The sequence below is a fragment of the Paenibacillus sp. J22P277 genome, from assembly GCF_059383675.1.
On record NZ_JBXENS010000011.1, the window covers coordinates 33702 to 59023 of the forward strand.

The following is a 25322-nucleotide window of genomic DNA, read 5'->3' on the forward strand; positions in this document are numbered from 1 at the left end:
TCCCGTCTCAAAGTCTAGTAGTTTAGACTAAGAAACCAATGGAAAAGTTACGTCTGATAGAATAGTCCTATCACCCTCTATCGAGCGACAAAAAAAAGCTATCCGAGTCGATTCGACCGGATAGCCCTATTTCTACTAAATATCGAGGAAATTCACATAGTCCAGCAGACGCTTCACCATCACGGCCGCTTCCGCGCGCGTCGCTTTGTTCTTGCCGCCGAACTTGTTGGCCGCTTGGCCGCTGATGATGCTCGCTTGGACTGCTTTCGCGACATCGTTCTGCGCCCATGTGCCGATCTTGCCGCGATCGGCGAATCTTTTCAGAATATTAGCGGCGGTATCCGAAAGCGTGATTTGCACGCCGGCGGCGCCGGCCGCGCGAATCATCATCGTAGCCATCTCTTCGCGCGTGACCGCGTTGTTCGGCTTGAACGTGCCGTCCGTCAAGCCTTGAACGATGCCGGACGTGGCGGCCGCCCCGATGTAAGCCGCGAGGACCGTGCTCGTATTCACGTCCTTGAATTTCCCCGCTGCCGCCTTATCGCCGGTCAGCCCGAGTCCTTTCGCGATGAACATCGCGAATTCGCCGCGCGTAACGGGTTTATTCGGCGCGAAGGTCGTGAGCGTGCTGCCTTCGACGATATACTTATTGGCCATAAGCAAGATGTCGTTTTGTGCCCAGTGCTTCGTCAAATCGGTATACTTCGTCGTGCCTTTCACGACGGCATATACGCTGTTCCCTTTTCGTTTGAACGAAATCACGGATTGACCGTTGACCTGCGTTACCTGCGTCGGCACGTACGAAACCTTATTCGTCTGCGGATCCAGCCAGACGACCGCCGTTTGTTTGCCGTCCACGTTCGCGGAAGTGGTAATCGTGCGGGTCACGTAGCCGCTCAGGTTATCTACCGATTTCATCTGCCCGTTATTCGATATCGCCAGCTGGAAGCTGACCGGACTTACGAGCGATTGCGCCCCTAGGCTGCCGAGCTGCGTATTCAAAGAGCCGGCCAGCGAACCTGCGCTCGTATCGATGGAGACGATCAATTGCCCGACGGCCCCGGCCGCGTTCATCATCTGTGCCAGCTGCACGAAGTTCAGCGCGCTGAGCGGAATTTCGTACGTGACCGCTTTGTAGGCGACGACAATCGAAGCATTGGAAGTCTGTTTCTTTGCGTCCTCCAGCGCACCCAGCGGAAAGGCGACGATCGCCGCGTTTTCCGTGTTCGGTACGGTAAAGACGACGCGAGGCATCGTACCGCTGACCGAACGTACCGCATTAAACGCATTCGTCATTTTCTCCGCCGTAATGGCGTACTGATTCGTCGGAATACCGGCCGGAGATACCGCGGACGAGGTTGTCGCAACCGATGTTTTGATCGCTATTCCTCCGCCGGTCGCAGCGTCGAAGTCTCCTCCGGCGTTATCGGCCCACGTCGTCTGATTCGCCGCGACTATATCCGTGAAGGAAGCCGGCATGACGCCCGTAGTCGAACGAGGCCCGATACCCGCATTGCTGTAGCTGACTTTCACCGTATCGCCGATGCTTACCGCAGGATACAACGTGAGCACGACAGCAGTGCTGCTAATCGTCGCATTGGAAATCGAACGCGTGACATTGTTAACTTTCACCGAGAATTGCGATGTCGTTGGCGTATAGCTCGTGTTCAACGGTTCGGAGAAGCTGACGGTAATCGTGCTTCCCTTGGCGATGACTCCGTTCAAAGCAAGAGATGAAGAACCGCTGCTGCCGTTCGTCGGCATGCTGCTGAAAGCAGGAGCGGCATTGCCGCCGAAATCCGTTAACGCAGGGGACCCGCCAAGATAAGAGACAAGCACGGAATCTCCCGTTAATGTTGCTGTCGAGAGCGTCAATATGACCTGTGCCCCGCTGATTCTGACATTATAGACCGAACGCGCCGAACCATTGACCGTGACGATGAATGCCGATGTCGGCGGTATCAACGTTGCATTCATGGCTTCATTATACGTCAGCGTCACGGTGGACCCGGAGGACGTGACGCTCTGCAGCGACGGAGCAAGCTGGTCTTGGCCGTTCTGAACGTAGAAGTTGCTGAAGGAGGACAGCTGGTTGCCTGCCAGATCCTTGAGCGGATACGATGATGAACGTGTGTAGGATACCGACACGGTTTGTCCCGTCGATGGAGCAGCACCGTTAAATGTTAGGAAAACGATATTATCCGAACTCGAGATGCTCGTAACCGATCGATAAGCATTATCGACGTATACCGTGAACTGCGAACTCGCATAGGAGCTGACTGGCGCCAATTCTTCGCTGAAAGTCAAGAGAATCATGTTGCCGCTGACTGAGCCGCTCGCTTGGAACGGCGGCGTCGTATCCGGAACATTGGTCACGTTGACGTTGGAGAAGTTGGCCGCCGCCGTGCCATCCAAATCCTTAATCGGTTTCGAGCCGGCGGAGTATGACACCTGAATGACTTGTCCATAAGAAACGGCGCTCTGGAGCGTGAGCGTTACGACATTGCCGCTGATGCTTACGTTCGACACCGTGCGGCTGGCACCGTTTACCGTCACGTAAAAATTACCGGCAAGGGGAGTCGCCGCATCGCTAGCGTTCAAATTCTCATTGAACGTAATGGCGATTTTATTCGTACCCACCAAGGCGGCCGTCGTCACCGTCGGAGGGCCATAAGTACTGCTAGACGTCCTAAATCTCCAAGCGTATTGATTGAGAATCCCCTCATATTCATTACCGACCAAATCGGTAACCGCGCCTGGGGCGATTTCCACGTAATAATCCGTATTCGCGACCATGGCTCCATTAACGCTAATACGCAACTTGCGATTATTCGACGAGTCGATGGATAAGGTGGTAGTTAACGTCGAATTGCCGTTGCCAGCAACCTGCTTGACATTGATTGCCGATGCATTGGAACCCAGCAAGATCGGCTCGCTGAACGTTACCTCTAGAATCGTGCCTTGCAGAGGAATGTTCTGCGCATTATTTGACGGTGAGGTCAATACCAGCTCAGGCTTGTCATTATCCTGCGTAACCGCAAACGTCCAAGAGCTTGATCCGGAGATACCGGCGAAATAGTTCCCTTTTGCATCCGAGAAAGCCTGCCCGCCGATTTCTACATAGTAACTTGTGTTGCTGGCGTAATTCTTGTCGCTATCCGTTACCGTGATCTTCGTCGTACCCCCGCCGCTAACTTTGGAGGACGTGACGGGTATGCTTGTAAATACAGCGCCTGAAGGCTGCGAACGTATCGTAATGTTCCCAGTTCCAGGATATACCGCCTCGGAGAAATTCATTTCTAGGCTGACCGTTTTCGTCGCTTGCGCACCTGAAGGTTTACGGTCCGCAAGCAATGACGGCGGCGTCGTATCGTTGCCCGGATCCGTCACGAAGCTCCACGTTCTCGCATCCGAGATGCCCTGATACAGCTTCGATGAATCCGATGCGTCCTTAAATGCATTTGAGTCAATCAAGACATAGAAGCCCGTATTCGGTGCCAAATCAGAGGGGTTGATAATGACGTCCGTTCCACCGGTCGAGCCGTTCGGGACATACGATACGCTGCCCGAGTTGACGTTAATCGTTTGCACCGTCGAATTGTCGACGATTTTATTAATTGTGATCGATCCCGTATTGGCAACAACCGTCCTGTTGAAGCTTAGAACAAGATTTGTAGATATGCTTACCGCATAGGAATCGTCGACCGGTCGCAACGTTGGATTGCCCAGCGGCGGAGCCGTGGTCGTGAAACGCCATTGCGAGGCGCCTACACCGGCAAAAGAATTACCGGCCGCATCCTGGAAGGCGCCGCTCGGCACTAAGACTTCATAGGTGCTGCTTCCATTCAAAACGTTTGGAATCGTGATGCTGATGGTGTTTGTAGAACTTCCGCTCACCTCGGTCGAATTAACGTTGATGGGCTGTTCATCGGATGTCTGCGCCATGTTCTTTACCGTGATGCTTCCGATCGCCGCATAGACCGGCTCGCTAAATCTCATCGTAAGCGTCGTACCTATGCCTGCCGTTCCCCCGTTCGCGGGAATGAACGGCGTAACGGCACTCAGCACCGGAGCCGTCGTATCCGCCGAAGCGACCGTCGTAAAGCTCCAACCGACCGCGCTCGTCAATCCGACAAAACTGGCGTTGTTGCTTTCATTCAAAAATGCTCCCGCATCGATCGTGACGTAATAGCTCGTATTCAAGGCGAAATTCGAGCTCGGTGAAATCGTCACGACATTGCGGTTGTCGCCTGAACCGATAGCAACTCTGCTGTCGGAAGCAACGACGAAAGATTCGACGACGACGTTATCCAACTGCCTGTGGAGCTGAATCGTCGCGCTGCCCGTTCCTTTCTTGACGTTCTCGTCGAACGTAAGGCTAAGGTTGGTATTCGTCGGAACGTTCGACGTGCTGGCCATCGGTAACTTGTTGATAATAACCGGACCGCTCGAAGCGGCCTTAACCCGCACTGGTCCTGTAGTCAGTCCGCCAACGACAAACTGCAAGACCAATAATGCTGCAACTATAATTGATACCCCTCTGCGATTTCGCACCAAGATTCCCCACTCCCCAATAAAGACACTCGTATTATAGTTTTCGGCTGGGATGCCTATGAAATGAAGATGTTTATGTAAATTGCCCACCAACTATCCGATGCCTCGCACAAAAAAATCCGTTCCTTCCCAGGAACGGATAATTTAAACTGATATGAAATTAACGCAGTGCGTCGGCTTTTAATTTATCGGCTTTGTCCACGCGTTCCCACGGGAAATCGATGTCCGTACGTCCAAAGTGACCGTAAGCGGCCGTCTTGCTGTAGATCGGACGACGAAGGTCAAGCATCTTAATAATGCCTGCCGGACGCAGATCAAAGTTGTTCTTAATGACTTCTACTAGTACTTCTTCATCAACATTGCTGGTGCCGTACGTATCCACGTTGATGGATACCGGGTTAGCAACGCCGATCGCGTAGGCAAGCTGAATTTCGCATTTATCCGCAAGACCGGCTGCCACGATGTTCTTTGCCACATAACGGGCTGCATACGCCGCGGAACGGTCGACTTTTGTCGGATCTTTACCGGAGAATGCACCGCCGCCGTGACGGGCGTAACCGCCGTACGTATCGACGATAATCTTGCGGCCAGTCAAGCCGGCATCCCCTTGCGGGCCGCCGATAACGAAACGGCCGGTTGGGTTGATGAAGTATTTCGTTTCCTCGTCCAGCCATTCAGCCGGAACGACCGGTGCGATAACATGTTTGCGGATATCCGATTGGATTTGCTCCAATGTGATTTCCTCGGCATGTTGCGTGGAGACGACGATCGCGTCAACGCGTTTCGGTTTTCCGTCGACATATTCGATCGTGACTTGCGTTTTGCCGTCCGGACGCAGATATTCAAGCGTACCGTTTTTGCGCACTTCCGACAATTGACGCGAGATGCGGTGAGCGAGCGCGATCGGAAGCGGCATCAGCTCAGGCGTTTCGTTCGATGCGAAACCGAACATCAAACCTTGGTCGCCGGCGCCGATGTCTTCGTTTTCTTGGCGAACGTCCACGCCATCGCGGGATTCCAGCGCTGCGTTGACGCCTTGCGCGATATCCGCGGATTGCTCGTTAAGCGACGTCAACACCGCACAAGTGCTGGAGTCAAAGCCGTATTTGGCACGCGTATAACCGATATCTTTGATGGTGCGGCGAACGATCGACGGGATATCGACGTAATCCGCGCTCGTGCTGATCTCGCCGATTACGAGCACCAAGCCAGTAGCGACGGATACTTCGCATGCGACGCGCGCATAAGGGTCTACTTCCAGAAAAGCATCCAAAACCGCGTCAGAGATCTGATCGCATATTTTGTCGGGATGGCCTTCCGTAACGGACTCGGACGTGAATAGATGGCGTCCTTTAAGTGACATTTAACCTCAACCTCCAGTACCTCAATAAAATTTAAGTATGATGCATAACCTGCAACGGTTGCTGGGACTCTATGAAGAAATCGTCGTCCCATAAGGGATCTAACGCTGAACGTTTCGATTCCAAAAAATGAACCTTTTCCAATGTGGAAAAGGTCTCATTAAGAACTCTCTAAAACAGTATGATACCGAAACTGTCGCTTTGTGTCAATGGTAATGGGTACTTTCCCGCGCCTGTTTACAGACCTTTAAGCACTTGTTCGGCGTGTTGGACGAGTCTTTTAGTCATGCTGCCTCCAACGAAACCCGCGTCTCGCGTAGCGAGCTGCGACCAATTCACGTGAGCGCCGCCGGCACCGGCCGTACCGCCCAGCTCTGAACCAAACTCCGTATCTGCCCCACCAGCCGTACCGCCGGTCATCAGACCAAGCTCGGCTGCGATTTCGTACTTCATTTGGTTCAAGGCTTGCGCACATTCAGGCACGACTTTACGATTGCTTCTCGACATTGTAAGCACCTCCTAATGGGATGCTTGTAGTGTGTGCGGTTGTCCGGCATTCGAAGCGGATAAGTTGTTGTCAGTTCGGGTAAAAATAACTATTGTTGCACCTGCATCTCATATGTACCGCGCACCATTACGGTCAATCCCGTTTTTTGCCCCGGAGCCGGAGTCACGCCTCGTCCGCCCCGCGGGAACAAGATCAAATGGTTATTCGGAACCGGCTTGCTGTTGGTGATATCTATGCCGTCGGTTAGATCTGATATCCCATTGCTGTCCGCGCTATAGGCTACAGCCTTTCCAGCGCGAACGATGAACTCCGTGCCATCCTTCGCAATCAGGCGTTTCCCGACCGGCACCGTTACGACTTCAACTTTTTGCGCGCCAGTGCCTTGGCTCGGATCCGTCTGACCTCCGCCTTGCTTAGCAAGCTCGGCCTTCACCAAGTCAGCGACTTGCGTATCGATATAGCTCTTGGTTACGACCGGGTCATTGATCGAGCCTGGAGTGACAGCAGCGCTGTCTCCTTCCGCAAGGGTAGGTATTTTCAAGCCTATCCATAGAGCCGCACCAACGACCGCAATCGAAAGCGCCAACTTTTTGCTATTAAATCTCACGATTTGGTCCTCCTTGCCTTTCTTTATTTTCAATAACCGATTACTAGGTTATATCGGCATTAGTGCTCCAATTCATAAAGAAGAGCCGGGTATTTATTCACCGGCTCTGCTAGGGTTTAATTGTGTGAAGATCTAAGGTGTCGTCGTAAACCAGGTCATTTCTTTGCTGGCGAGCAGGAGCTTGCTATTTTGGAAGACATCGTAGACGTTAACTTTATAAGTATCGTACCGTTGAATTTTTGATTGAATCTCCGGATCATTGTATAGAATCGTAAGCGGATTATTTGTCGCTTCTTTTAGAAGTTCTTCATTTTCACCCGCTGTCGTTAAGGCAAATTGCTTCTCGTATGTGACTTGATTGGAATCTTGGTTTACGAATTCAATTAGAAGCTTGTGATCTCCCGTGATGATTTCATAGTCACTGTTCTTTGCAAGGTCATAGTTCAGACCTAATTTCAGGCCGTTCACTTCATAGAGTCCTTGAACGCTCATATAGGCATTAATGCTATGAAGGCCAAGCGTGTATCCTGCAAAGCTTATCTTGTTAAAATCGGAACTAATTACAGCCGGAGATGCATTAAATCCATAGGAAACCATGTTGACCAATACAGGATTCGCAGCTGGTTCATCGGTTCCAGACCCGTCTCCAGACCCTGTGGTGGATGAATTGGAAGAGCCAGTTGCGCTGCCGCCAGTAGCAGTAGCTAATGCCTGCCCGAGGATCAATTTATAGGATGCCGTGTCGAAACTCTTCGGAATGGTTGCCCATGCGCTAAGTAAAGCTTTACCGTTTGGCGAAAGCTTATCTTTGACGGTCGCAAACTGAACGGGCACTACAATTCCGTTTTTATCTACGATATAACCACCCAATTGAGCAATTTGGGAAGAGCGTACTTCATTGTTTACGGCTTCAAACTCTGAATAGAAGATGTTCTTCGTAGTTCCACCGAAGATGTTTGTCCGTAGTACCTTGACCGTGGAGCGCTTGCCAATACCTTTAATCGCATACGTATCATCCAATTGTTTGGTTGGAATATCACTTATTTGTTGCGCACTGAATTGATACAATTGTTTGCCGGCTTTGTCTTGTACAGGTTCCGTACTGACAAACGTGATTTTATCGATCGACGTCGTATACGGAATATCGGAATAGACGACAAAATCCGCTGAGGCTCCTGGAGCAATCGTGACTGAATCATCCATAGCAACAGCTTTCTTCTCCGTACCGATTTTTACGCCATTCACCATGAAGTAACCGCCAAGTGTCGGTAATTGCTCGGTTGCGGTACTCCTGTTTGTCACTGAAAAATTCGCAACAAGCATATCATTATCGCTCGAAGGCGCCCGTTGAATCGTATTGAGTTTCACCGCAAAGTCTTTATAGATAAAGGAACCGCCGAGCGAACCTTGCTGGGTTGCGGTTTGCAGGGCATACGTTCCGATAATATACGGCTTTTCTTTATCCGTTGCCTGAGATTTCACGACAAGCTGAGCATTGGTCAAATTCACATTGGTGGGAATCTGCCCGCTTAAAGAGACGGTCTTCTCAATATTAGGCAATATCGTCGCATTCTCTTCTTTTTCATAAGATAATGGGTAGCTTGTTCCGGAAGCCGTGACAATAAAGTAATCCAGCGCCGGACTTGCAATCGAAGCCGTCCCGATATTCGTCATTTTATAGTCCAACGATAGATCTTTACTGCTCGTACCTTGAGATACGAAAGCCTGACCAGCTACCGTATTGGTCGGTGAACCCGACATATACACCAATCGGGTTTTACCTACCGCTGCGGCTGCGAGCGGCTTCGTGGTCGGTAATGAGAATACGCCTACCGGAAGCTGTATTTTGCTGACATCATCGTTTTGCGCAACAACAAGCGATAATGCTTTACTTGCTACAGCGAGCGGAATCGTGGCGTGCAAGGTAACAATTTTGCGCTCCTTCGGCTGAATCGAAGTTTGATCCAAACCGGATGCGGTAACATTATAGACGGAAAGACTATCGGTTTGAATGAAGAAATTCATTTTGGAAAGGTCGCTTGATTGAAAGCCGACATCTTCGAGGAGCAAGTTTACGACCAAGTATGCATTATTGGCATCTGTCGTTATGTAAGACTGTTTAATCGCGCTGCGGATTTTATTATTAGCATAGAGCATCGTCGCATCCTTGAATGGGGCAACCTTATCGGTGCCATTCGCTGGATATTGAATCGTCCCTAACGTTCTCTCATAATTGGCCGTGGAAAAATCCCACTTCAATACTTGGAATGAAAGGTCTGTTAGCTTGGTCTGGCTATCTACTACGGTGTAGTAGGTCAGATACTGCGTCGATTTCGCCGGAACATCCTTCTTGTCTTTATCCGCGTCTGTTACCGTAGTTTTAAATGTCTTGCCGGATTTTGTCTTCACGCGAAGCCAATAATCGAGTAGATCCAGGGACGAGTTGCCGTTATTCGTAATGCTCACCGAATATACCAACACCTTGCCCTGACCTTGCATGAGGAAATGCACATCTCTAATATTCAAAGTAGCCGATGCATTGAGCTTGACGATCTTGCTGGAAATGGAGCTTGTGCTGGTGCTTGTTGCTGCAGCAACAGGCGATACCGAGAAGTCGGCATTTTGCAATAACAAACCGGAGCCTGCTAAAGCCACTACGCCGATCTTTACCCACTTATGAGCCACGTTCATCCCTCCTGGAATCTATACACTAATAGACGCTTTATGCATATCATTTGTTTCAACCAGAACAAAACTAAATCCTTCCTAAGTATAAGTCTAGTCGACGAATGCCATATGCGGTATATCCCATAGAAATGGAAAAGGCAGGCGAGAATAATCTCGCCTGCCTTTGTTGAAACTTATTATGATTAGTTAACAGTGACTACTGCAGTTGCAGAGACATTGTTAGAAGTGATGTAAGTCAAAGTGGATTGACCTACTTCAACAGCGTGAACTTTACCACCAACGATTGTAGCTACTTTCGGATCGCTGGAAGTCAAGAAACCATTACCATCGATTGGTGTGCCGTATTGGTCCTTAACCGTAACTGTAACAGCCAGATCAGCTGCGCCCTTAGTGATGCTGTATTCGGATTCCCCGAAAGCTACCGTAGTCGCAACAGGCTTAGCAGTCGCTACTGTTACTTCTTGTTCAGCGATTTTGACACCGTTTTTGTAGGCATAAATTGTTGCTTTTCCAGCAGCAAGACCATAGATCTTTTTGCCGCTTACTTCAACAATCGAGCTATCGGATGTCGTTACGTTGTCAAATGCATCATCTTGAACCAATGCAACCGTGTCATTATTCGAGAGTTTACCGACCAGATTTATGGTCTTCGTGTGAGCTTCGGCTACAGTGTTCTTGTCGTTACCATAGACAGTACCTACAGTATCGAATGCATAGGAAGTGATCTTATCTGCGCTCACAACGTTAACGTCGAATGTATAAGCCGTGTCGTTGTTCACGTTCTTCAGAGAAACCGCAACTTTAGCTGTACCGACTTTTGCTGCTGTCAGTTTACCATTTGCATAAGTTACAGCATCGCCAGTGATTTGTACATCATAATCACCTTCAGCTACATTGAAAGTACGGCTGTAGCTGTCAAGATAAGTGATGTTGTCTTTGTCGAGATCAGAAGTTGCACCTACAGCAAAGTTTTTCGCTACATTAACAATACCGTTAACAACTTTAGCAGTTGCTTTCGCGTTAACTGGGAGTTGCAGGCTACCTACTTGACCATAGCCAGCGGTGTATGCATAAATGTAAGCAGTACCGGAAGCATTGGCAGCAAACTTAACAACAAGTTCACCTTTACCGTTGATTCTCGGATAACCGTCTGCGAAATCAACATTAGTAGAAGTGATTTTCACAGTATTGTTAGTACCATCGCCCAGTTTGATATCTTTGCCGGCAATTGGACCGTTAAAGTTATCAACTGCTACGAAAGGAAGAACAACTTCTTCATCAGCAGCAACCAGTTTACCTGGGTTGTTGAGGTTGAATTTCGCTACTGTTGCAGAACCTTCAATTTTAACGGAAGTCGTTGCTGTCGCACCAGTAGTTGGGTTGATAGCATTGATAACCAGAGTCGATGCTTTCACAGTATCAAACGTCAGTACGCCGTCTTTATCAACCGCGAACGATTTAATTACGCCAGCTTCGCCCAGAATGAAGTTGATACCGTCGATAACAGCAACCGTTTGGTTGTTAGCAACCGTTACCGTTTGTTGATTAAGTTTGATTTTTTGTCCGTATTGGTCCGTCAATTCGATAGGCAATACCAGACCTGCATCACCAGCAGTGATACGCGTTTTGTCTTTCAAAGGTGCCACAGTGCCCAATTTAATGGAAGTAGCTGCGCTACCTGCAACGACTTTGAACGTTTTGGAAGTATTAAGTCCGGAAGAGTGCGATACCGTAACAACGACGTTGTCATCGATTTTCGCTTTGTCATCGGCTGCCAAGTCGTATTTGTTGTTCTCATCAGCTGCGATTGTTTTGCCTTGCGTAGCATTGTAAACCGTAATGTTCAAAGGAGCGTTAGCAATCTCCTTACCGAATTGGTTCACCAATTTGATGCCGAGGTCTTGATTATCCGCTTTTTGAACGGATGGAACACCAATTTCAATCTTAGTTGCAACTTCGTCAGCCACTTTTACTTTAACAGCATCGAAGCCTTTAACTGTTACATCATATTCGCCAGCTGGCAGGTAAGCAGATACCAGAGCTACGGACGAGTTGTCAGTGGACCAAGTTGGCGTAACGCCGTAAGGTACCAGGTTCTTAACTTCGAAAGTCAATGCTGCTTTCTCAGTTGCAGTCAAAGCGCGGTCGAAGCTAACTGTGATCTCACGAGCGTTTGTTTGCTCTGCTTTAGCGATTTTAGCTGCTGCAAGAGTTACCGAAACTTCGTAAGATTTGCCTTGATATTCAACCGTGAATTTAGTAGCAACGCCGTTAACCAGTGCAGTGTCAAGCGTTTTCTTAACTACGCCACCATCGGAGAAAGTAACTTCAACGGTTTTTTCGTCAAGAATTTTTGTGGAAGCAACCTTAACGTTCGTAGCACCAGCCAGATCGTAAGTAACTTCTACCAACAGTTGACGAGTTGCGTTTGTTTGGTAGGAAGGAAGCTCAGGAAGAAGACCAGCTTTAACTGCAGCTGCTACATAACCTTTCGCCCACTCGGATACTTTACCAGTTACAGCATCGGTAGAAGGCTCGATACCTGCAACCAGGTCAGCAACTTTCGCGATTTGCTCAACCGTTACTTGACCGGATGGACCAAATTTGTTAGCGCCCAGACCGTTCATCAGTTTAGCTTCCGTGGAAGCGCCGATGAATCCAGCTGCCCAGTGAGTAGCAGGAACGTCCGTGTAGACTTTAGCTGCTGCTGCGTTTTCTTCAAGTTGCGTAAGCTTCGTAAGTACTTTCGCGAACTCAGCGCGAGTCATTTGTTTGTCAAGACCAGCGGAACCGTCCGGATAGCCGTTGAAGATACCCAGTTCTTTCAGAGCGTCGAACTTTTGTTGTGCTGTAAGATCCGGTGTTGCTGGAGCTGTTGGTGCTGTTGGAGTAGTTGGTGCTGCATCGTCAGCGAATGCTACCGACGCTGTAGTCAGTGTCATAGCTGCTGCCACTAATAGAGATAAACTTTTTTTCATAACCTTTTTTTCTCCTCCTCTAAATTGCTTCGGGTCTTGAGAGTTTTGTTTAGAATATTGTTTGCTCGTTTGTCTCATTAGCCGATTCACCCCCTTTCACGAGTTGAGCATAGTTCGTATAAATAATGTCTGCAAGAAGTAATTCCTTGTAGGAACTTGTCGCAGAATCTTGTAAATAAAAGTAGGCATGAAAAAAATGGTAGGGTCCGAACACCACTTTAACATTATACAATGGGCACTTACTAGCGTAAAGGGCTATTTCACAAATAGTACCAGGCCCTTCCAACGTCAGATAAGCTTTCTTACCGCCATCTTCATGTAATTAAACGCAGTGGTTTCGAAAAAGTTGCGATGTCGAGAAAAAAACTTTTAAAATCTTTTTTCCCTCTTCATTTCCCGCATATTTCGCCAATGTGCCGTATGAACCATGACAGTTTGTCTACCACGGCTCTAATTATAGAACGAATGGCCTATTTCCGTCGATAGATAACATTTCCCATGTATAGCGAGCTCTACTAAACGCTAGAAATCCATGCAAGAACAAGAAGACTGCCCGGGCATCGCCCAGGCAGTCCTTTGTTAACCAATTTAGTTCAGTTTAGGCAGTCGCTTCAGATCGGCAAGCATTTTGCCGGTGATGATCGCTGCATCCGAGCGGAGCAAGCTGGAATTCGGCTCGAAGGTAAAACCTTTCTTCGGATCCTTCGAATCGATTGGGGAACCTTGAATGTAAAGTTTCTTGGCGATTGCAAGCACTGAAGCCTTCGCATAGTAATCGATGTCCGAATAATCTTTGAAGGATTTCTGCAATGCTGCATCGATCTTCTTCGGATCCGTCTCCAGCTTCAGGTTCAATGCACGCGCAAGGAATACGGCGGCATCTTGTCTCGAAAGGTTGGCGGACGGTTGGAATGCACGCGGCTGCGTACCTCGAATGATGCCTTCTCGTGCCGCTGTTTCGATATAACTGTAATCCCATAACGCATCTTGGTTAATGATTGGCGGCACATCGTCAAAATGAGGTTTGCTTAACTCATAGTTGAGCGGAATATCGAGTGCTTTAACGACCATTCGAGTAAACTCGCCGCGGGTCGTGTACATATCTGCACCGAAATCATCAAAGTTGGCCGCGTTCATTATGCCTTTGGAAAAAATGGCCTCCATATAATTGCGAGCGTAAGGATGGTTGGTGACATCCGAGAACGAATACGTCATTTTCGCGGCAACGTAATACCCGAACTGATCGAAGGGAACAGTAATCGTGTTCTTCTTCGTATCGACGGTTCCACCCAGGTTGACCCAGAATTTATTTTCCACGTCGTAACGGAATACGGTTACGATCGTGCCCGCGGTGTTGCGGATATTCGGATCGAACGACAGCGTCAGCGTACCGCGCTTGGATGCGATCAGCTCGCGATCATCCGGGCGCTCGTCATAAGTCGGAATCTTCGTTCCCCCTGGTCCTGTCGCACCCGGATATTGATAAGGATCGACGCCCATCTTCAATGGATCGTAGCTTGGCGTTGTGGTGTCATCCGCAAGCCCGGCATCGATCCAATATACGGGACTGGATTTCGAGAAGCGTGTCGGGAACGACACTCTGAACCGCGTGCCGAAGTTTTGCATGATCAAATCAAAATCGGGCGGCGGGCTATCATATTCGCGCCGATCAACAACGCCATCCTCGGGGTTGGCAATTGCGAACAGCAATTTGTGTCCCGTAAAGACTTGGTTTTTCAAATTGGCCGGGACGTTAAAGTCGCGACGAATAAGTGCAGTCCCTTTCGGGAAGTTCAATGTAACCGCACCGTCAAACACTTTGTTGGACGTCTTCATCTCATCCAAAAACTCGGCGCCTGGAATATTGGTCGGCGTGTACGTGACTTCAAAGAAATTGCTGACTTTATCCGAAGCGCTCTCGATAGTAAAGCTGATTTTGTTCACGCCAGGCTTCAGCCCGTTAATCGTAGCTTTGTACGCGTTCGGATATTCAACACCATTAGCTGGGTTGTTGTCGGCATCATAAGCGTACTTATCCGCTGCTTGTTTGTTGATCGTGACTTTGTCCGCACCTTTTGCATTGATAATGACATCAACGAAGTTCTTGTTCACGATGCCTTCGGCCGGTAAGTACGGGCGAAGAATTTTGTATGGCAATACCGTCGGGTCAACTTCCAGGCGGTACGTTGCCTTTGGACCTGTCTCCCCACTGTTGAATACATTAAACAGGTACACGCTGGAGCTTCCATCCGCGTTCAACTCTTGTTTCTTGAGCAAGAATTCAAAGGATTGCTTCGACAAATCGTACCGAACGATAAGATTGCCATTGATGCTCGCATTTTCGGGGTACATACCCATCGGCGTGTCGCCATTAACGATTTGGAACGGGTCGGATAACTTCCAAGTTAGCGGAGTTGTTAGCGTTGCCCCCGTAATCTTCAAGATGTAGTCGTCCGCAGTGCGATGGTTCGCAGTAACCGTCATTAACGAATCGACTTTGCTCTTTACGGTTTCAGGCGTTTTGCCTAGATCAATAAAATCGAATGTCCCGTAAACGTTCATAAACGGTTCCGTCGTAGTGTATAATCCGCCGTTCTTCGTGAAGTTAGGATCATTCAGAATCGGTTTCGGATTACTGATAGCATCTTCGAACGTGAACGGGTAGACTCCCGTGGAATCCGCCGGAATGACAGGGAGATTCGTTGGAACTTTATTGACCTTTACGACCTTTTCGTAATAGCTTTTGGAACTTTGGAAAACGAATTTGAGCGTATTTTCACCGTTGAACAATGCATTAAGGGCAGCAGCGTAGATGTCCTCTGTTGCTGTATTAGGATTGTAGAGCTCGAATTGAGTCTCATCCGTCCCTACCGGTTTTAATGCAAATGGAGCGTTATTAATGTAAAAAAATACAGTTCTCGGTTTATTGGCTGTCGTGTCATTGTAGTTAATTTCGGACGTATCATTGATGTTTTGCAAAACACCTTTGAAGTTCCCTAACTTCGTATGAATAATATCCAATACGCGTGCTTCTGGCGACAGTGTCGAGTCATCGTAAACCGTCATGCCATCAAAGATTGTATTGAAGTTCATGTAAGGGCCGTACAGCATCGTGAATTTAGCGGTACCCGTGTTGCCTCCAGTACCGTTCACACGAACAGTAATCGATTGTGTTCCTTCAAACGGAAGCTTCGTGAATTCCAAAATAACACGCGTGAACGTCTGCGGCGTACCGTTTACAGTCCTGGTTACGGTCGACTTATCACGCACCGTGTACTTTCCTGATAGCTCAGTTTCATTCTTGCTGTGACCGTACAAATCCGAAATGCCAGTCACAGTCACGACATCGGCTGCATTAAGTGCAGGATTGCCAACCAATACTTCAATCCCGACCGGCAAACCGTAAACATTTTTACCGTCGAGCGGCACGCCCTCAATACCCTGGTAATTATCCGGCTTATAACCAGGCAGATAATTGATTTGGCTTACAAACGGTTTCGTCTTATCTCGCAACGAGAAGTATAAAGCATTGGTTCCTTGTTCGGTCGGCGTTAAGTTGAGGTGAACATTTTCCTCGTTACGACCCGTTAGGTTAATATTGTACATCGTATCGAGCAACAATCCGCTTGAAGTTTGAGTCCCGAGATTAATCTGGTATGCGTATACGAAGAATTTATCGGTAGCGGTTGCCGGTCCAACGATCGTAACGTTGCTGACCGTCAAATTCGTGTAAGCCGCATCCGCAGCTTTCTTGTACCCTGCTTTAATGGTATTCAGCACTTGAGTTGGATCCGGATGAGGCTTCACGGTTTTCGTTGGATCCGCGGGATCGGCGTACTGACTGTTCGGGACGATGACTTTCCCGGTAATTTTCAGCGTGTTCGCCGGCGTAATCACAAAATTCGGACTGTATTCCAATGCCGCAGACTGCAACGTTGTCCCGCCACTGTCTACTTCATTGATATTAACATCATAGAACGTAACGCTTCCGTTATAAAACGCGATATCGCGTGAGGTTTCAATAACCTGCGTTCCGTTTTTGATGCGAATCGTTACCAAATTTTTTCCCTTTTGCAAGGTAATCGGTGCTGCCGCGAAAGAGTTGTCGTTGGTGCTGTTGACCGAGTAGGTTTTACTGCTGCCATTAACGACGATCGTTACTTGCTGCGCATTCGGTGCTTTACCGGTAATGCTGATGTCGGCCGTATCGCGGCCCCGCGACGTCGTGGATTGAACGACTGTTGTACCGCTTTCCACGATAGGGAAGTTATTGCCGTCCAAATTCGCCGTCAAATCGTAGAGCATTGGACCGTTTCGGTATTCCACGTAGATGGAGTTGGTTACTTCACCGCCACCTTGGGTGCCTTTGAACGTAATCTTGTTAAGACCAGGGAAGAGCTGAATATTGAAGATCTGCACGTTGAATCCGCTCACCGATACGTTGCTGGTAAGGTTCTCGCGTGTGCTTCCCAATTTGTCGGGATTGGTTGGGTCAATGATCTGGTACACGCTGTACGAGATCGAGGATGGGTCGACATTGTTGATCGTTCCTGACAAGGTAACGCGTTCGTCCGTCGTGACGCGGGGCGAGCCGATTTGGTCGCTTTCGCTCGGGAACGCGAAGTTGCCAGTTGCGGCTTGGGCGGTTTCGATCTTGCTTGCCGGCACCAGTTGAATAATCAAGGCCAGCAAGATGAACCATGTACCTAATTTCCTAATCACGGTAAGCCTCCTCCACTTCATTCCATTCACATAGTTTGATGTACCATTATTATCGGCCTTGAGGGGCTAAAAGTTTAGACAAGTCCCAGAAAAACCCGGGACCGTTGTCACGCCAGAAAGCAAAAAACTCTGTTTCCAATTGGAAACAGAGTTTTATTTTACCAGCCAGAATTATTTCGATCGCGACTGCTCCGTCCTCAGCAGCAAGCGCTGCAGGAAGCTGATAAGCGGCCTGCGGGACTTGTCGACGATGCCGATCAGCTCGGCTCCGATCTGGAGGAAGAATACGAGCACGAGGATAACGCCGAACGTAATCCAGTTGGCGGCGTCCGACTGCACGATCGTGGATTGCAAGATCGCGCATAGCCCGAAGAACGACGCGATAGCATAAATAATCAAAACCGTACGGCGATGACTGAAGCCGAGTTCGCGCAGGCAATGATGCAAATGGCCTTTGTCCGGAGCGAAAATCGGTTTCTTATTGATCCATCTGCGAATGATTGCGAAGAACGTATCCGACAACGGTACGCCGATAATCAGCAAAGGCGTTACGAAAGAGACCATCGTGACTTGTTTGAAGCCCAGCATGGAGAGCGTCGCAAGACCGAAACCTAAAAACAACGAACCGGTATCGCCCATGAAAATCTTCGCCGGATGGAAATTATACACCAGAAACCCGATGACGCCGCCCAAAAGCAGCGTGCTCAGCAGAATGACCGGCGCAAAGCCCATAACCGCCGCCATAACGAGGATCGTCCCGATCGCAATCGCCGACACGCCTGCCGCCAATCCGTCCAGTCCGTCAATCAGGTTGATGGCATTGGTAACGCCGACGATCCAGAGAATCGTGATCGGTATGCTGATCCACGACGCGACAGGCTGCATAGCCTCGCCGAACGGGATGTTCAGCAGGTCGATTTTGACCCCGAAGCCGAATACGACGACGCATGCGGCAATGATTTGACCAAGCAACTTCACCTTGGCCGACAATTCAAAACGGTCATCCAACGCGCCGATGAGGACGATAATGGAACCGCCCGCGAGCATCGCGTTGATTAAATTTTTATCGTAGTTGCGGAAAAGACCTTCCGGAATAAAAGGCTGCACCGCGAAATAAGCACCGATGAATGCAGCATATATACCCAAACCGCCGAGACGCGGCATGATCTTCGTATGAACTTTTCGATGATTCGGCTTGTCGATCGCCCCGACCTTGAATGCGAGTTTGATAACAAGCGGGGTAAGCGCCAGCGCAAGGCATAACGAAATTATGAATGCGGCTGTATAGAGAACGACATGACTCATTTCCATCTCCCTTTCCTAGCTATTGCCGGATAGAATTATACGCTGTTTGCAAAAGAAACTCCACTCTCATTTTCAAGCGATTTCCACGAAATACCCGATGATTTCGCGTGCTTGGGCCTGGTTTTGCGACATTTTCTTTCACGCACAGCGCTTTCGCTTCGATTTACGGCCGTATAACTAGATGTCCGCAGGAACCTATGGTTGGATGAGGTAACAGCTTCTATATATAGTTTAACGAATTTTTGCCACGATTTGTTTCGCGGGCGTGCGGGCTTCTTGCTTCAACCGCGCTATAACGTCGCCATGCACCGTTCGCCATTCCGCGGACTCGTCGAGCAGTCGGCTTACGGCCGCCGCAAAAGCGTCCGGATCCAGCGATTCGGTCGTCCCGATCGGCTTCAATCCCAATCGATTCAGGAACTGATCGATCTTCGGATCGTATGAAAGGCCGATAAGCGGAACCGATTGATTCGCCGCATAGATCAGCGCGTGCAGGCGCATCCCGAACAGCGCGTCGCACCGGCTGACTTCGAGCAGCATCGCCTGCGGGTCGTCTCCCGGCTGGGCGATCTCGGCGACGCTCTCGCCAAGGTCGCCGAGCTGACCGATCACCCACTGCGACGCTTCTACGTCCGAGGGGGTGTGGAACGGGAGAAACCGCAGCCGCACCGCCCGGCTGCGGGCCAGCGCGCCAAGCGCGGCGGCCGCGCGCTCCAGATCGGCGCCGTCCTTGCGCCAATGCCGCAAGGACACGCCGACCACCGGCAGCGGCGAATTCCCCGCCGCTGCCGGTGCCGGTGACGCGCCAGCCCCGGCCGCCGGCTCCGCATCGGCGGCCCCGCCGCCGCTTGCAGCTTCGCGCGCAAGCGGCAGCCCCATGACCGGATCGGGCACAACGTCGATCCGGTCGCGCGGCACGCCCATCCGCCCGAGCAGCTCGGCGGATTCCGCGTCGCGGACTGACATGTACGCGCTCTTGCGCATCACGCCGCGAATCAGCCGGTCCATCCACCGGCGATTCACGGGGCCTATGCCTTGCGCGTAGATGAACGTCGGCTTGCCCAGCAGCTGCGCCAGCTTGATGACGCCCGTGTAGTACGGGATCGTCGCCGCGCCTGTCGCATCCTGCAAGAGGCTGCCTCCGCCGCTGATGAGGCCGTCGCTGCCGCGGATCGCGCGCACGATTTCCCCAAGCTTCATCCGGTGCACGGATTCCACGCCGTACATTTCGGTCGTCCAGGCCGGATCCACCGACAAGACGACGGGAACGATCTGCACGCCTTGCTCGGCACCTTCTTCCGCGAGCGCGAACAGAATCGATTTGAGCACCGCTTCGTCGCCGCTGTTACGGAAACCGTAATAGCCCGAGACGACTACGCGCCGGATTTGAGGCTTTGCTTTGTCTTGACGAACCGCGGTGACCATCGCTTCCAAACTCCTTCCAAGACCTGCCACACGCCGATCAGAACGATGCCGATCAAGGCGCCAAGCACGAGCCCGAGCAGGACGCGAATAATGGAGATCGGAAGCGGCGTATGAATATGAGCAAAGGTATCCACCATCGACAATTGGCCGATGGATCCTACGATAAATAATACCCACGCCGCGCGATAACGAAGCGCCAGGAATAATCCGGCAAAGAATAGCGGATGCGACAACAGGAATTCCTTCGTTCTCGGCCGCACGCCGAACGTCGTTTCCAAGAAGTTCCGGAACGTAAGCTCGATCGACGACGCCGACCCTTCGTTGCCGGTGCGCGACAGGTAGTACATCGCCGCAACGCCCACGAACGCGACGACGACGACCCACAAGACTGTAATTTGCATCTTCAGCAGCTTGCGGATATTGCCGATGACGGAGTCGCCCGTGTAGAGGAACACATACAGCGCGGTCAAGGCGATCGGAACCAAGTGAAGCATGCTGACGCCCCTAAACTGTTCCAGCACGAGCTTGTACGTAATATTGTTGAGCAGGCCGACGACGAACGGAATGCCGCAGAGGGAGATGACGGACGCCGTCGCGAATATCGCGATTGCCATCGTGAATCGGCGCCCCGCGGTGATGCCGGGGAAGATCCAGCGGAATTGGCCGCCTTCCGTTCGCGAAGCAACGCCGTGGTCCCCGCCGCCCACCGGACGGCGATTGCCGATCGTATGGGTTCTGACGCGACGAATCGCCCATACCATGGCGAGCGTCGGCGCACTGATGGCCGCGCCGAGCGCGAGCCCCTGTTCGAAGACGGATTTGGAAAGCACGTATAGGCCCGCGCTTCCGATCAGTCCGATGATGAAAACCGGAATAGCTGCCCCGACTCCGGGCAGGAAAGCTTGGATCAACAGCGCGATGAACGCGATCGCGCCTAATGCGACAAGCGCTTTAAGCGGCTTTTGCCAAGAAGGGGACGAATAATCGAACTTCTCGGCAGGGCCAGCTGCGTACCCGAGCTTGTCCAATTTCGCAAGGAATCCGTCTTCGCCCTGCAGGGAGTTGTAGATGTTCTCCAGCGGGTCCGTAATGGACGACTTGGCGGAATTGCTGGCTGGCGCGGCATTGATGTAGAACATGCGAATGCTCCGGTCTTTGACGGCCAGTTGGAAACGGTCCGCGATGTCGATCGGCTTCAAGGCCGCTGCATCTCTTTCGGACAAGGAATACAGTCTCGCTACATTATAATGCGTTATGTAAGCGAGCGAGTTCATGCCCTGTTGCGGTTTAGAATTCTCAATGGTCGCGATTCCGATTCCGTGCTTGTCGAGCGAATCGCCGAATGAGGTCAAGCTCTTTTTCTCGGCATTGTCTCCATACCCTTTGACGGCATTTCCGTCGAACAAGATTCGCTTAACGCCGAGCGCTTGATATGATGCCAACAGCTTGTCCACGCTGGCGGCATCATATGGAATGCGGTCCGACAAACGCGGAACGATCCGGAATCCGGCATCGTGAAGCATTTGCACGGTAACCGGGTCCGGCTGCATCGTTTTGAGCATCGCATCCTCGACCGGCGTTTCCAGCACGAGCCCGTTGCTGCCTTTGAAGCTGAACGGCGAGGTCGCGATATCCCAGCTTTTGAAGGTATCCGAAATAATCGGACTCAGCGATTCCTCGTCCTGCTTCGAATTGAAGAGCAAGTACGTGAAGTTCTCGTCCGTGCTTAACGGCTTACCCTGCAGATCGCTGAGGGTGTCGGAGCTGTACAGCGAAATTCTTCCCGCCCACTTCAACTCCTGGAGCGATGTTTCGTAGACGGCCATCGAGCCGATGCCCGCCGCTTTCATTTTGCCGAGCTCATCTTGGATGAACTGCTGCGGGTGGGTTTTGTAGGCCGATATTTGAAGCAGATCGCGGTAGTCGAAGACAATGTCCACTTGCTTGGAGCTGCGCTCCGTCTTCCACCGCGTCGCGCTTACGGGCAATGCCGCGATAATGCCGATGATGATCAAGATGCACAATACCGCGATGGCTTTGCGATTCCAATGCTGCCAATTCTGACGCACAACTTCCACTCCTTAACGTATTCCGGCGGGGACGGCGCCCCGCCCGGAAGCTTTCTGCTTAAGCCTTGCCGTCGACGCGCTGCATCACGGTTTCCGTCAGCGCCTTGATGGCGTCCTGCGCCTGGCTTAACGATTGACCGCGTACGGCAACATACACTTTGATCTTCGGTTCCGTTCCCGAAGGACGCAGGCAGAACCAGGAGCCGTCCTCCAGCATGTATTTGAGCACGTTCTCCGGCGGCAGGCCGTCCAAGCCCGGCAAGTAATCCAATACTTGGGTCACGCGCACGCCGCCTACTTCGACAGGCGGATTGCTGCGCCAGTCCTGCATGATGCCGGCGATTTGTTGAACGCCGTCCACGCCCTTCAGCGTGCGGGATTCCAGGTGCTCCATGAAGTAACCGTACTGCGCATACAGCTCCAGAAGCACGTCGTACAAGGTTTTGCCTTGGCTCTTGTAATAAGCGGCAGCCTCGCAGATGAGCAGCGAAGCGACGACCGCGTCTTTATCGCGGGCATACGTGCCGGCCAAATAACCGTAACTTTCCTCGTAGCCGAACAAGAACGAATGCTCTCCGCTCTTCTCGTACTGGGTTATTTTCTCGCCGATGTATTTGAAGCCGGTCAGCGTGTTCACGACCTCGGCGCCGTAAGATGCCGCGATATCGCCGCCCATCTCGCTCGTGACTATCGTCTTGACGACGACGCCGTTTGCCGGCAACTGGCCGCGTTCCTTGAGCGTGCCGAGCAGATAGTGCACCATGATCGCGCCGGACTGATTGCCGGAGAGCACGACATACTCGCCGTCGTTATTTCGGACGACCGCGCCCATCCGGTCGCAATCCGGATCCGTTCCGATCATAATGTCGGCGCCGACCTCTTGTCCCAGCTTGATAGCCAGCGTGAACGCTTCGCGTTCTTCCGGATTCGGGGATTTGACCGTGCTGAAATACCCGTCCGGCTGTTCTTGTTCCGCTACGATATGTACATTGGAGAGACCTGACGCCGCAAGCACTTCGCGCACAGGGATGTTGCCCGCCCCGTGAAGCGGCGTGTATACCACTGTCAGCGCTTCGCCCAGCCCGTTCTTCAACAGCTCGCTGTTCAAGCTTTGCGCGGCGACCGTGCGGATGAAATCTTGGTCCTCCGCTTCGCCCAGCCATTGCAGCAAGCCTTGGGCTTCCGCGTCTTCGCGGCTCATGCGTTTCACTTGATCAAAGCCCGTAACGGCCTGAATCGCGCCGATCACTTGCTCCGCGTCCGCCGGCACGAGCTGGCAGCCGTCGGAACCGTAGGCTTTGTACCCGTTATATTCGGGCGGATTGTGGCTGGCCGTTATCACCACGCCGCTGGTCGCGCCGAGCGCGCGTACCGCGAAGGATAATTGCGGCGTCGGGCGCAAAGATTTGAACAAATATGCCGTTACGCCGTTCGCAGCCAGCACGAGCGCCGCGTCCAGCGCGAACTCGGGAGAGTTGTTGCGCGAATCGTGGGCGATGACGACGGATGGTTTCGACGATTTGCCGAGGGTCCAATTCGCCAGTCCTTGCGTGGCTTTGCCGACGGTGTACACGTTCAACCGGTTCGTCCCTGCGCCCATCACGCCGCGCAAGCCGCCCGTGCCGAATTCCAGCTCGCGGTAAAAGCGATCCTCGATTTCCTTGTCGTTGCCCCGAAGAGCCGCCAGTTCCTCTTTCGTCGCAGCGTCAATAGAAGGGTCCGCAAGCCAAGCCTCGTAACGTTCAACAGCAGTTTGGTTCATCTCCAGCATCCTCTCCATTTTTTTATATATAGTTCAAGCGCGAAGGATCGCGTTTTTTAGCCGGTTTAAGCCCGCAGGGCCCACTTTCCGGCAAACTATTCCGGATCCTTCAGCGCGAACATGATTTCGCCTTCGGCCACGACCTTGTCTCCGACCTTGGCCGTAGCTTGTCCTTTGCCGATAGGGCCTTTGAGGCGCGTGATCTCCACTTCCAGGATCAACGTATCGCCCGGGGTGACCTGTCCGCGGAAGCGAAAATTATCGATGCCGGCGAAAAACCCGATTTTGCCGCGGTTCGCTTCCACCATCAGAATGGCCACGGTTCCCACCTGCGCCAGCGCCTCGACGATCAGAACGCCGGGCATGACCGGATACGCCGGAAAGTGTCCGGTGAAAAACGGCTCGTTCATCGTGACGTTCTTCAGTCCGACCGCCCGCTTGCCTTCTTCCACTTCTAGGATGCGGTCCACCAGCAGAAACGGCGGCCGATGCGGAATAATTTCCTGGATTTGCCGAATATCGAGCATAGCATAAACTTCCTTTCGTCGCGCGTGTTATAAATTGCTTATTATTGTGCCACAATAAGGCCATCCTACACGAAACTGCAGTCGTGGGGTTAAGATAAGGGAGATTGAACGCGTGCTTCTTGAAGAAGTCCGCGCGTTCAATCTCCTTTTTACCGTTCGTCAGGCTTCCCGAGCGTGATTCTCTTTGTTGTCCGCATCGGTCGGCGCTCCCTTGATCTTCGCTTTCTTGCCCTCCCTGTTCAACGCCAGGAACAAACCGATGTAAATAAACGACGTGATGAACGAAAACGCGATGACGCCCCACAAATACGTGCGTGCCCAAGGCATTTCGAAGAAAATAAAGAAGATCGCCAAGTAATAGAGCATCGTCGTCAGCTTGCCCATCCAGTTGGCGGGTACCGTTTTCTTCCCCCGAAAGTGAAAATACGCCGATCCGACGATCATGCCTGCGTCGCGAATGAAAATCGCCGCGCCCGCGCTCCATGGAATATGCCCCGTGATGAGCAAGGACAGGATGACGGCAATCATCATCGTTTTGTCGGCCAGCGGATCCAGCATGGAGCCAACCATGGTGACCTGTCCATACTTACGTGCCAAATAACCGTCCAATACATCGGTCAATCCGGCAACCACGACGACCAGGAACGCCCATTTCATATGATTCGTGGAATCCGAGGCATATATGGCTATATAGACGGGAATCAACGCAAACCGAAGCATGGTGAGCATATTCGGTACATTCATAATGCTTACGCCTCCTTACCGATTAGGTGACGGGCGATTGGTTTGCGCAGACGGCAGGACGCGCAGCATTCG

The 25322-nt window shown here is 51.3% G+C and carries 13 protein-coding genes; all 13 read right to left on the reverse strand.

All coding sequences use genetic code 11. The annotated features are described in order from the left end of the window. Positions 1 to 135: 135 nt before the first annotated feature. Positions 136 to 4644: an Ig-like domain-containing protein gene (locus AC50YL_RS32220; RefSeq protein WP_494837631.1), complete on the reverse strand. Its 4509-nt coding sequence runs from the start codon at positions 4642 to 4644 to the stop codon at positions 136 to 138. 70 nt (positions 4645 to 4714) lie between these two features. Continuing rightward, on the reverse strand, positions 4715 to 5917 hold the full coding sequence (metK, locus tag AC50YL_RS32225) for a methionine adenosyltransferase (RefSeq protein WP_494837478.1): 1203 nt from the start codon (positions 5915 to 5917) through the stop codon (positions 4715 to 4717). A 235-nt stretch (positions 5918 to 6152) separates the two neighbouring features. Next, the gene (locus tag AC50YL_RS32230; protein WP_494837479.1) at positions 6153 to 6422 is read right to left on the reverse strand and encodes an alpha/beta-type small acid-soluble spore protein; all 270 of its coding nucleotides are present in this window, start codon (positions 6420 to 6422) and stop codon (positions 6153 to 6155) included. 89 nt (positions 6423 to 6511) lie between these two features. Next, the gene (locus tag AC50YL_RS32235; RefSeq protein ID WP_494837480.1) at positions 6512 to 7030 is read right to left on the reverse strand and encodes a hypothetical protein; all 519 of its coding nucleotides are present in this window, start codon (positions 7028 to 7030) and stop codon (positions 6512 to 6514) included. Positions 7031 to 7162: 132 nt separating this feature from the next. Continuing rightward, on the reverse strand, positions 7163 to 9715 hold the full coding sequence (locus AC50YL_RS32240; RefSeq protein ID WP_494837481.1) for a hypothetical protein: 2553 nt from the start codon (positions 9713 to 9715) through the stop codon (positions 7163 to 7165). Between the two features lie 185 nt (positions 9716 to 9900). Continuing rightward, positions 9901 to 12774 (reverse strand): S-layer homology domain-containing protein, encoded by a 2874-nt coding sequence (locus tag AC50YL_RS32245; protein WP_494837482.1) that lies wholly within the window; start codon positions 12772 to 12774, stop codon positions 9901 to 9903. A 510-nt stretch (positions 12775 to 13284) separates the two neighbouring features. Further along, entirely contained in the window at positions 13285 to 17418 is a 4134-nt protein-coding gene (locus tag AC50YL_RS32250; protein WP_494837483.1) for an S-layer homology domain-containing protein, read from the reverse strand. A gap of 171 nt (positions 17419 to 17589) precedes the next feature. Beyond that, on the reverse strand, positions 17590 to 18723 hold the full coding sequence (locus AC50YL_RS32255; protein WP_494837484.1) for a glycosyltransferase family 4 protein: 1134 nt from the start codon (positions 18721 to 18723) through the stop codon (positions 17590 to 17592). A gap of 231 nt (positions 18724 to 18954) precedes the next feature. Next, a complete protein-coding gene (gene csaB, locus AC50YL_RS32260; RefSeq protein WP_494837485.1) occupies positions 18955 to 20148 on the reverse strand; it encodes a polysaccharide pyruvyl transferase CsaB in 1194 nt (397 codons plus the stop codon). Then, positions 20097 to 22217 (reverse strand): DUF5693 family protein, encoded by a 2121-nt coding sequence (locus AC50YL_RS32265; RefSeq protein WP_494837487.1) that lies wholly within the window; start codon positions 22215 to 22217, stop codon positions 20097 to 20099. The genes csaB and AC50YL_RS32265 overlap by 52 nt, the downstream gene beginning before the upstream one ends. A gap of 58 nt (positions 22218 to 22275) precedes the next feature. Then, a complete protein-coding gene (locus AC50YL_RS32270) occupies positions 22276 to 23988 on the reverse strand; it encodes a phospho-sugar mutase (RefSeq protein ID WP_494837489.1) in 1713 nt (570 codons plus the stop codon). Positions 23989 to 24074: 86 nt separating this feature from the next. Next, positions 24075 to 24506, reverse strand: a complete 432-nt coding sequence (gene fabZ / locus AC50YL_RS32275; RefSeq protein ID WP_161745759.1) for a 3-hydroxyacyl-ACP dehydratase FabZ — start codon at positions 24504 to 24506, stop codon at positions 24075 to 24077. Between the two features lie 159 nt (positions 24507 to 24665). Next, complete coding sequence (locus AC50YL_RS32280; protein ID WP_494837490.1) at positions 24666 to 25250, reverse strand: CDP-alcohol phosphatidyltransferase family protein; 585 nt, start codon at positions 25248 to 25250, stop codon at positions 24666 to 24668. Positions 25251 to 25322 lie beyond the last annotated feature (72 nt).